Annotated in this window: 11 protein-coding genes and 1 other RNA gene; 6 read left to right on the top strand and 6 right to left on the bottom strand. The window is 68.4% G+C overall.

The window, feature by feature from the left end; genetic code table 11:
* The first annotated feature begins 4 nt into the window (after nt 1–4).
* The 4 genes from pyrC (at nt 5) to htpX (ending at nt 3710) form a co-directional block, all read left to right on the top strand.
* Nucleotides 5–1054, top strand: a complete 1050-nt coding sequence (gene pyrC / locus B0W80_RS33010; protein ID WP_077003364.1) for a dihydroorotase — start codon at nt 5–7, stop codon at nt 1052–1054.
* A gap of 3 nt (nt 1055–1057) precedes the next feature.
* Nucleotides 1058–1861 (top strand): NYN domain-containing protein, encoded by an 804-nt coding sequence (locus B0W80_RS36370; protein ID WP_077003363.1) that lies wholly within the window; start codon nt 1058–1060, stop codon nt 1859–1861.
* Complete coding sequence (locus B0W80_RS35805) at nt 1837–2643, top strand: DUF3025 domain-containing protein (protein ID WP_373039348.1); 807 nt, start codon at nt 1837–1839, stop codon at nt 2641–2643. The genes B0W80_RS36370 and B0W80_RS35805 overlap by 25 nt, the downstream gene beginning before the upstream one ends.
* A 188-nt stretch (nt 2644–2831) precedes the next feature.
* The gene (htpX, locus tag B0W80_RS32995; protein ID WP_077003361.1) at nt 2832–3710 is read left to right on the top strand and encodes a protease HtpX; all 879 of its coding nucleotides are present in this window, start codon (nt 2832–2834) and stop codon (nt 3708–3710) included.
* A 13-nt stretch (nt 3711–3723) separates the two neighbouring features.
* On the opposite strand, the gene B0W80_RS32990 is transcribed toward htpX, so the two are convergent.
* The 3 genes from B0W80_RS32990 to B0W80_RS32980 all read right to left on the bottom strand — a co-directional run bounded on the left by B0W80_RS32990 (nt 3724) and on the right by B0W80_RS32980 (nt 6038).
* A complete protein-coding gene (locus B0W80_RS32990; RefSeq protein ID WP_077003360.1) occupies nt 3724–4071 on the bottom strand; it encodes a type II toxin-antitoxin system RelE/ParE family toxin in 348 nt (115 codons plus the stop codon).
* The gene (locus B0W80_RS32985; RefSeq protein ID WP_077003359.1) at nt 4068–4319 is read right to left on the bottom strand and encodes a type II toxin-antitoxin system ParD family antitoxin; all 252 of its coding nucleotides are present in this window, start codon (nt 4317–4319) and stop codon (nt 4068–4070) included. Before B0W80_RS32985 ends, B0W80_RS32990 begins: the two co-directional genes overlap by 4 nt.
* 78 nt (nt 4320–4397) lie before the next feature.
* Entirely contained in the window at nt 4398–6038 is a 1641-nt protein-coding gene (locus B0W80_RS32980; RefSeq protein WP_077003358.1) for an NAD(P)/FAD-dependent oxidoreductase, read from the bottom strand.
* Nucleotides 6039–6115: 77 nt separating this feature from the next.
* On the opposite strand from B0W80_RS32980, the gene B0W80_RS35800 reads away from it, so the two are divergent.
* Together B0W80_RS35800 and rnpB are read left to right on the top strand one after the other, a co-directional pair.
* Nucleotides 6116–6289 (top strand): hypothetical protein, encoded by a 174-nt coding sequence (locus tag B0W80_RS35800; RefSeq protein ID WP_179107085.1) that lies wholly within the window; start codon nt 6116–6118, stop codon nt 6287–6289.
* 202 nt (nt 6290–6491) lie between these two features.
* Nucleotides 6492–6818: RNase P RNA component class A (gene rnpB, locus B0W80_RS32975), an RNA gene on the top strand.
* On the opposite strand, the gene B0W80_RS32970 is transcribed toward rnpB, so the two are convergent.
* From B0W80_RS32970 to B0W80_RS32960, 3 genes are all read right to left on the bottom strand, one after another.
* The gene (locus B0W80_RS32970) at nt 6813–7478 is read right to left on the bottom strand and encodes a Pr6Pr family membrane protein (protein ID WP_077003366.1); all 666 of its coding nucleotides are present in this window, start codon (nt 7476–7478) and stop codon (nt 6813–6815) included. The genes rnpB and B0W80_RS32970 overlap by 6 nt on opposite strands.
* A gap of 46 nt (nt 7479–7524) precedes the next feature.
* Nucleotides 7525–8241 carry a S4 domain-containing protein gene (locus B0W80_RS32965; RefSeq protein ID WP_077003357.1) on the bottom strand — a complete coding sequence of 239 codons (717 nt, stop codon included), beginning with the start codon at nt 8239–8241 and terminating at the stop codon, nt 7525–7527.
* Nucleotides 8238–9854, bottom strand: a 1617-nt coding sequence (locus B0W80_RS32960; RefSeq protein ID WP_083745790.1) for an MBL fold metallo-hydrolase, incomplete at its 5' end; no start/stop codon positions are given. The genes B0W80_RS32960 and B0W80_RS32965, both read right to left, overlap by 4 nt.

Genomic DNA, 9854 nt, shown 5'->3' with positions numbered 1-9854 from the left:
CCCCATGACGACCCGCCCCGCCGACACCCTGACCCTGACCCGCCCCGACGACTGGCATCTGCACGTGCGCGATGGCGCCGCGCTCGAAGCGGTGGTGCCGCATTCGGCACGCCAGTTCGGCCGTGCGCTGATCATGCCGAACCTGCGCCCGCCGGTCACCACTGCCGAGCAGGCGCAGGCCTACGGCGACCGCATCCGCGCTGCCGTGCCCGAGGGACTGAGCTTCGAGCCCGTGATGTCGATGTACCTCACCGACAACCTGCCGCCCGACGAGATCGCCCGCGCCGCCGCGGCCGACGTCTGCGCGCTCAAGCTCTACCCGGCTGGCGCCACCACCAACAGCGATGCCGGCGTGACCGACATCCGCAAGACCTACCCCACGTTGGAAGCGATGCAAAAGCACGGGCTGCTGCTGCTGGTGCACGGCGAGGTCACCGACCCGGCAGTGGACCTGTTCGATCGCGAGGCCGTGTTCATCGACCGCGTGATGATTCCGCTCAGGCGCGACTTCCCCGAACTCAAGATCGTGTTCGAGCACCTGACCACGAAAGAAGGTGCCCACTACGTGCGCGACGCGGACCGCTTCACCGCCGCCACCATCACCGCGCACCACCTGCTCTACAACCGCAACGCCATCTTCACCGGCGGCATCCGGCCACACTACTACTGCCTGCCGGTGCTCAAGCGCGAGACCCATCGCCTGGCGTTGGTCGAGGCGGCCACCAGCGGCAGCACGCGATTCTTCCTCGGCACCGACAGCGCGCCGCATCCGGCCCACCTGAAGGAGCATGCGCTGGGCTGCGCCGGCTGCTACACCGCACTGACCGCGCTGGAGCTGTATGCGGAAGCCTTCGACCACGCCGGCGCGCTGGACAAGCTGGAGGGCTTCGCGAGCTTCCATGGCGCCGACTTCTACGGGCTTCAGCGCAACAGCGACACCGTCACGCTCCGCCGCGAGAGGTGGACCTTGCCCGAGACCGTGCCGTACGGCGACGCGACGCTGAAGCCGCTGCGGGGCGGCGAGCAGGTCGCGTGGCGTGTCGTGGAAGCCTGAGCCATGAGCGGCCCCGTCGCATTCCTGATCGACGCCGACAACCTGAGCGATGGCAACGCGATCCGTCACGCCTTCGAGCAACTGACCGAGCTGGCCGGCCCGGTGGCGGTTCGCCGCGCCTACGGCAGTGCGGAAAATCTCAAGGGCCTGGCGTCGGTGATCGGTGAACTGGCGATCCAGCCTTGCCAGACCTTTGCGCTGTCCAAGAACACCACCGACGCGGCACTGGTCGTCGGTGCGATGGAACTGGCCTGCGAGCAGATGCCATCGGTGGTGGCGATCGCGTCCGGCGACCTGGATTTCTTTCCGCTCGCGGTGCGGCTGCGTGAACGGGGAGTTCGGGTCATCTGCTTCTCGCTCGCCAACAAGCTGCACGACGAGGTGAGGGCGGCTTACCACCAGTGCTTCATCGTCGGCAGCGCACCGGCCCGGTCGAAGCCCGCGGCGGCAGACAGCGTTCCGGCCAAGACGGCAGCGAAGAAGGCGACCGCGAAGAAGGCAGCTTCGAAGAAAGCGGCGCCGAAGCCGGCGGCCAGAAAGGCCGCTGCGAAGAAGGCGACCAAGCCAACGGCGCCGCCTGTCGAAGCCAGCGAGCCGCCTGGCGTGCGGGACATCCTGAACGCCGCGCCCGAGCTTCGAAGCGGGCAGGCGCTCGCGTTGAACGGGGTCATCGGGCATCTGCAGCAGTTGGCAGAGGCCGAGGCGGCGAAGCCCATGAAGCTGCTCAAGAAGCACCCGGCGCACTTCGAATTGCTGCCCGCCGACAAGCCCAACAAGGTCCGGTGGCTCCAGGCGCCGGATGCGTAGGCTTGGACGCGTTTCGTGCCGTTGACTTGACGGCGCCGTGGTTCGCGCCTTGGCGCGACACCGGGTCCGGCGTGCTGTCCTCGGTGCTCCACGGTGCGACGGTCGCGCAGGCGCTCGATGCGCATGCCGGCTCTGTTGGGCGCACCTTCGTCCCGCACCATTGTTTGGCGCCCGGGCGGGCTTATGAAGCCCACATCGCACAGAGTGGCGCCGTGCCCACGCGCGACAACCTGCATGACTTCTTCAATGGCCTGGCGTGGCTGCGCTTTCCGGGCACCAAGCAGCGACTCAACGAACTCCAGGCGGCCGAGATCGCGCGTGACGGCGTCTGCGCGACGCGCGGGCCGCTGCGCGATGCGCTGACGCTGTTCGATGAAAACGGAGCGGTGCTCGATGCGCCGGCGGCGCTGTGGGCAGCGCTGCTGGCGCGCGACTGGAAGCGCCTCTTCGTGCACGAACGGCCGTTGTGGCGCGAAGCCCGCCTGCTCGTCTTCGGCCATGCCTTGCTCGAAAAGCTCGTCGCGCCGCGCAAGGCGCTCACGGCGCACGTCCTGTGGGCACCCGGGGCGGTACACGCGATCAGCGTCGACGATTCGGCCATGGCGGCCGAGCTCGATCCCCGGCACCTTCGCGGCAAGCCTTTCGCACCATTGCCGGTGCTGGGCGTGCCTGGATGGTGGGCCGCCAACGAGGGGCCGGGCTTCTACGACGACGCGGCGGTTTTCAGGCCACCGGGCCCTCCGCGGCGTCCCCGGCCGGGCAGTTTGCTTTATCCCGAGTGAGCGTAGTGGCGTGTTCGAAGCGCGCGGACTTTTGCTCCTATCATCGCGCCGAGCCGGCCGCCGCCCCGAGCGCCAGTAGCCTTCAGGTGCCCCTCGTGCCCGGACTGCGCCAGCTTGAAAATGACTGTCGAGGCCCCCAATTGCCCGCCTAGGCGGGCGCCTTCGCCCGAACCCACGGAGAAATCAGCTTGAAACGCATCCTTCTGTTCGTTTTGACCAACGTGATGGTGGTCGCGGTGCTGGGCGTCGTCGCCAGCCTGCTCGGCGTCAACCGCTACCTCACGGCCAACGGCCTCAACCTCACGGCCCTGCTGGGCTTCGCGCTGGTGATGGGCTTCGGCGGCGCGATCATCTCGCTCCTGATCAGCAAGCCCATGGCCAAGTGGTCGGCGGGCGTGCGCATCATCAACGACCCGCAGTCGCCCGACGAGGCCTGGATCGTGCAGACCGTGCGCAAGTTCGCCGACAAGGCCGGCATCGGCATGCCCGAGGTCGGCATCTTCGAAGGCGAGCCCAATGCCTTCGCGACCGGCGCGTTCAAGAACTCGTCGCTGGTGGCCGTCTCCACCGGCCTGCTCGCCAACATGACGCGCGAAGAGGTCGAGGCCGTGATCGGCCACGAGGTGGCGCACGTGGCCAACGGCGACATGGTGACGATGACCTTGATCCAGGGCGTGATGAACACCTTTGTCGTGTTCCTCTCGCGCGTGATCGGCTATGCGGTCGACAGCTTCCTGCGCCGCGGCAGCGACAACAACTCGGGCCCCGGCATCGGCTACATGATCACCACCGTGGTCCTGGACATCGTGCTCGGCTTCGCCGCCGCGATCGTCGTGGCCTGGTTCTCGCGCCAGCGCGAGTTCCGTGCCGATGCCGGCGCCGCCCAGCTGATGGGCCGCAAGCAGCCGATGGTCAATGCCCTGGCCCGCCTCGGCGGCCTGACCCCCGGTGAGTTGCCGAAGGCCGTCGAAGCCATGGGGATCACCGGCAGCATCGGCAAGCTGTTCGCGACGCACCCGCCGATCGAGGAGCGCATCGCGGCGCTGCAGAACAACGCTCAGGCCTGATCAACAGGCGAGTTCAACGGGCAACCTGTTCAACGCAGGGTTGCTCCAAGTTGGCGCCGAGTATCGCCACGACGTCTTGACGTTCGCCGAGCAAGCGAACCACATCGAGATGGTCCTCCGCTTCAAAGTAGAACCATTGGGCGGGGAAACCTGTGATGCGCGAGGTGCGAAGCCTCGGTATCTCGCACAGCTTCCCCAGCCTTGGCGAACCCATGGCGGGCATGCGCTCGATGGGTTTCAGTGCGGCAAGGGCTGCATCGAAGAAGCGCTCGCCAAGGGCGTGATCGCCCGCCTTGACGTAGAACTGCACTGCATCGACGAGATCCTGTTCAGCCAGCGGCCTGAGTGTCGCTCTCTTCAACGCGAGCGTCCCAGTGCCCGCTCCTTCAGCTCGGCGGCGACCTGCCGCGTGACCACGCGGCCCTTGCCCGACTCGAGCCCGTCCTTGATCAGCTCGCGCAGCTGTTTCTTGGCTTGATCCTCCTGGTCCTTGCGGATCAGCTCGCGAAGATACTCGCTCGTGTTTCCGTAGGCGCCCGATCGCACACGTTGATCGACGTAGCTGCGCAAGGCTTCGGGAAGCGGAAAGCTCATGGTGTTGGCACTCATGGCGAAATCCTGAGATGGCTATCAATAGTTGTCAATATCTTGGTCGTGTCGACGGTCGGTTTCGGCGTCAGACATCGCTCAGACATCGCTTATAGCCCGCGCCACCGCTTCGGCCACCTTGATCCCATCCACCCCCGCCGACAGGATGCCTCCCGCATAGCCGCCGCCTTCGCCGGCCGGATACAGCCCGCGCACGCTCGGGCTCTGAAGATCCTCGCCGCGCGCGATGCGAATGGGCGAGGACGTGCGCGTTTCGACGCCGGTCAGCACCGCGTCGTGCAGATCGAAGCCCTTGATCTTGCGCCCGAAGGCCGGAAAGGCTTCGCGCATGGCCTCGACGGCGTAGGCGGGCAGGGCGGCGTGCAGGTCGGTCGGTGTCACGCCCGGCTTGTAGGAAGGCTCGACGCTGCCCAAGGCCGTCGACGGCTTGCCTGCGATGAAGTCGCCGACGAGCTGGCCCGGTGCGCGGTAGTCGCTGCCGCCGAGCTCGAAGGCCCGCGATTCGAGGGCGCGCTGCATCACGATGCCGGCCAGCGGCGAGCCGGTGGCGCCGTTTTCCCAGCCCGGGTAGTCGCGCGGATCGATGCCCACCACGATGCCCGCGTTCGCATTGCGCTCGTTGCGCGAATATTGGCTCATGCCGTTGGTGACGACGCGATTCGGCTCGCTGGTCGCGGCCACCACGGTGCCGCCGGGGCACATGCAGAAGCTGTAGACCGAGCGGCCGTTGCTCGCGTGATGCACCAGCTTGTAGTCGGCCGCGCCGAGCATGGGGTGTCCGGCGTGCCGGCCCCAGCGCGCGCGGTCGATCAGGCCCTGCGGGTGCTCGACGCGAAAACCGATCGAGAAAGGCTTCGCCTCGATGTCCACGCCGCGCGCGTGCAGCATCTCGAAGCTGTCGCGTGCGCTGTGGCCCAGCGCCATCACCACATGGTCCGCGCGCAGCTCATGGGTGTGGCCCGTGGACTGGTCGAGCACCATGAGCCCGCGCAGGTGGCCGTTCTCGACCAGCACGTCGGTCACGCGCTGCTCGAAGCGGATCTCGCCGCCCAGCGCCACGATCTGCTCGCGGATGTTTTCGACCACCTTCACCAGTTTGAACGTGCCGATGTGCGGGTGCGCGACGTAGAGGATCTCCGGCGGCGCGCCGGCCTTGACGAACTCTTCCATCACCTTGCGGCCCAGAAAGCGCGGGTCCTTGATCTGGCTGTAGAGCTTGCCGTCGGAAAAGGTGCCTGCGCCGCCCTCGCCAAACTGCACGTTGGATTCGGGGTTGAGCACGCTCTTGCGCCACAGGCCCCAGGTGTCCTTGGTGCGCTGGCGCACGGTCTTGCCGCGCTCCAGCACGATGGGGCGGAAGCCCATCTGCGCCAGCAGCAGCGCGCAGAAGATGCCGCACGGACCGAAGCCCACCACCACGGGCCGGGGCGTGCCTTCCGACGCGCGCACCGGCGGACGGTAGACCATGTCGGGCGCGGGCTGAACGTGGGGCCTGCCGGCATGGCGCGCGAGCACGGCGGCTTCCTGCGTCGAATCGACCAGCGCGACATCGACGATGTACACCGTCAACAGCTCGGCCTTGCGCGCATCGAAGCTGCGCTTGTAGACGTGGTGCGAGGCAATCTCGCCGACTGCCACGCCCAGCGTGGAAGCGATCAGCGCGGGCAGCGCCTCGGGCGGATGGTCGAGGGGGAGCTTGAGTTCGGAGACTCGGATCATGGCGGGCGGCCCGTGGTGATCGGGCAGGTGGCTCGTGACGGAGCAGGGATTGTAAAGTCGCGGTTTGAGAACGCGACATGACCTTCTTCATTCGATTGTCGACGGCGGAAGAAGCGTTGCTAGAGCGGGCCGCCAAAGCGCTGCGCGTAAGCAAGGCGGAGTTCGCACGCCGCAGCATCCGCGTCCATGCAGCCGAAGTGCTCCGATCTGACAAGTCAGCGGCCCACCTTGACGCGCTCTACATCGGGTGAGGTGGCGGATTGCGCAGGCCTCAACACGTCACTTCGCCGGCAAAGCGAGCAATCATGAAGCGATTGCAGAACAAGCACGGTCGGCCTTATTAAGACCATGTTCAAGGGTCTCGCCAGGGTAAGCCGACAGAGCCGGCCCTTGATGCTGGCCATGCAGGCACGGCTAGGCGGCGCCCCAGGCCGAAGCGATAATCCGCCCCGTGAAGCGCGCCGGACCGCCGCTGGTGCATGTCCCGAAAGGGCGCACTGGAGGAAAGTCCGGACTGCACAGGACAGCGCAGGAGCTAACGGCTCTCCACCGTGAGGTGAGGATCAGAGCAACAGAGACGAGTCGGCCGGGGCAACCCGGTCGGGTGAAACGGGCAATCTCTGCGCGCAGCAACACCAAGTAGGCCAGCATCGAGGCGGTTCGCTGAGTTGGCGGGTAGGTGGCATCGAGCCGTTCCGGCGACGGGCGGCCCAGAGTAATGGCGGTCACGCCGGGGGAAACCCCGGTGCACAGAATCCGGCTTACAGGCGCGCTTCACATTTTTTCGAGAGGGTGCCGTCGACCCTGTTCGGCAACGTCCTGCGGCGTCGGCTTGAGCCGGCCGATGGCGATCAGCAGCGCGGCCATGACGGAGAAACCCAGTGCGACCCCGACCGCGTTGATCAACGCGCGCTCGTAACCCAGCGCGCCCACGTCGATGAAGGGATAGGGGTACACGCCCGCGATTTCGCCGCGCACCAGCGCATACGCCAGGTAGCCCAGCGGGTAGGCCCACCACCGCGGAATGTCGCGCCAGCTCAGTCCGCGCGCCGGCACCGCGAGCCACCACCAGGCCAGGTAGAGCAGCGGCATCGCGTAGTGCAGCAGCACATCGGCGAGCCAGGCGAGGCCCCGTGGCGCCCAGATGTGGCGCAGCACGAAGAAGTACACCAGCCCCACGATCGCGATGTTGGCCGCGATGGCGCTCGCCACGCCGGGGCCTCGCAGGAAGCGCCAGGCCGCCGCTTCGCTGCGCGTGGCCGCGGCCGTGAGCGCCAGTGCGACCAGCAGGTTGGTCAGGATGGTGAAGTAGCCCAGGTACATGAACACGCCCCAGGCTGCACCTCTGTGGTTGCCGATGGCCAGGCCGATCGACAACCAGAGCTGCAGGGCCAGCGCCGCCCAGCCCAATGCGGCGCCCGCGACGGCCAGGGGGCGCATCGCGGAGGAAGGCGTGGCGGCGTCGTGCATAGCGGGCCGGCGCGATTCAAAAGCGTTCGTGCGGCAGCAGGTAGCGCCATTGCCCTTCGAGCAGCCCCGACAGCGGCACCCGCCCGATGCGCAGCCGACGCAGCCCCAGCACCTGCAAATGGGCGTCGCGGCATCGGTGCGCCACCTCTCCCTGCCGAGGCCCCTTGAGCGCGAAGCGCAGACCCGTGTGGCCTTCGGCCTGCTGGCTGATGCTGATGCGCGCCGGCGCCTGGTTGAGCCGCGCCAGCTGCTCGGGGCCCACGGGGCCGGCCACGTCCACCATGAGTTCGTGCTCCAGCAGCGCGGCGTCTTCCGTCAGGCGGCGCTCGATGCGCCATTCCTGCGTGAACACCACCAGGCCGCTGGCGCCGGTTTCCAGCGGCGTCATGCAGCGCTGGCCCGCCGCATGACGCGGCAGGAAGCGCAGGCCGGCGCGTTCGGGCGCATGGTGGTTCGCAGGCACCAGCAGGCGGTGCGACTGGTCGGTCGCCAGGCCCGCGGGCTTGTGCAGCAGCAGCGTGACCGGCGCGACGGGCACGGGGCGCGCGCCGGTCTCGATCTCGACCTGCTGCCCCACCTGCACACGCGTCTGCGGCAGCAGCACCGGCTCGCCGTCGACGCGCACCGCGCCGTTCTCGATCAGCAATTCGGCCTCGCGCCGCGAGCAACTCGCCTGCGCGGCCACGCGCTTGGAAAGCCGGATGCCGTCGCCGCTGCTGCCGTCGTCGTTCATCGCGACTCGCCGAGCTGCCGAATGCGTTCGACGTGCGCCGCCAGCGAGCGCGCGGCCACCGGCCACATGCGCTCGGGCACGTCGTCGTAGGCGATCGGCAGCCAGTCTTCCGGCGTGCCCTGCGGCAGCTTCTGCATCGCCGCGGCGATCTTGGCCTCGCGCTTCAGCCGGTGCGCCTTCAGGTGCGCGATGGCCGCGCGCGCCTCGCCGAGCACGTGGCCGTGCGCGGGCAGGATGAAGCGCACGTCGCCGTCGGCGCAGGCGGCATCGAGCCGGTCCAGCGAATCGAGGTACGCGTTCATGTTGCCGTCGGGCGGGTCGATCACCGTCGTGCTACCGTTGAGCACGTGGTCGCCGGAGAAGAGCAGGCCGTCTTCCTCGAGCACCAGGCACAGGTGGTTGGCCGCATGGCCGGGCGTGTGGATGGCACGCAGCGTGTGCGTGTTGCCCTGGTCGTCCTTCAGCTGAAGCCGTTCGCCGTCCTGCAGAGCCCGTTCGGGCACGAAGTACGAGGCCGGGCGCGCCGTCGGCAGCGAGGCCAGCCCGAAGATCGGCGGCTTCGACGCGCACAAGGCCTGCAGCGGTGCTGCGCCGGGCGAATGGTCGGCGTGCGAATGGGTGCAGACGATCTGGCGGATGTCGCCGCTGGTGGCCTGGTGCAGCCGCTCGATGTGCGCCGGGTCGTTCGGCCCCGGGTCGATCACGATGTAGCCCGACGCCGCGTCGCCCACGATGTAGCTGTTGGTGCCGGGGCCGGTCATCGCGCCCGGGTTGGGCGCGGTCAGGCGGCGCAGGTTCTTCAGCAGCGCCACCGGCGCTTCGCTCTGCCAGCCGAGCTCGTGCACGATCTGACCGTCGGGGCACACCATCGCCAGCTCGCCGAAGGGAAATTCGTGTTCCATGTAGCGCGCTTCCTTGCCGCGCAGCAGGCCGGCGCGCGGGCAGCTGGTCCACAGCGGGCCTTCGCCGCCGGGCCGCTGGCTGCAGGCATCGAGCACGGCGTCGACCGTCGCGAAGGGCGCCAGGCGTTCGAGCGTGCGCACCGTGGGGAAGATCATGAAGAAGCTGCCTGCCTTGTGCCGCTCCAGCGCATCCGCGGGGCGCACCCAGCAAGGTTCGAACTGCTCGGATTCGTCCGCCGAAGGCTCCTGGCCTTCGGGCATGCGCGCCACCAGGAAGGGCACGTCGAAGCGCTTGGGCAGGTCGCGGTCGGTGATCCAGTGGGCCAGGGTGTAGACGCCGTCGGTCGCCAGCAGCAGCCCGCGCGCCGTGCACTGGTCGGCCAGCGCGATCGCCGAGGTGGTGCTGCGGTCCATGGTCGCCAGGATGTCGGCGCCGACCGGCCGGCCATCGGTGTGGCGCGCGAGCAGCACGCCCAACTCCTCGAAGCATTCACGCACCGCCGCGACCGACTCGGTGAGCTGCCGGTCGCCCTGGGCGGGCCGGCGCGTGGCGACCGCCTGCGCGGCGGCGTCCGACGCTTCGATGCGGCCGCCAGGGAACACGTACGCGCCGGGCGCGAAGCTCGCCTTCGCGGAGCGACGCGTCATCAGGACCTCGAGGCCTTCGGGCGAATCGCGCAGCAGCAGCACGGTGGCGGCGGGCAGCAAGGG

The organism is Variovorax sp. KK3, from assembly GCF_001984055.1.
Taxonomy (GTDB): Bacteria; Pseudomonadota; Gammaproteobacteria; order Burkholderiales; family Burkholderiaceae_C; genus Variovorax.
The sequence above is the reverse complement of the archived record's forward strand: the minus strand, read 5'-3'. Positions and strand labels throughout refer to the sequence as shown.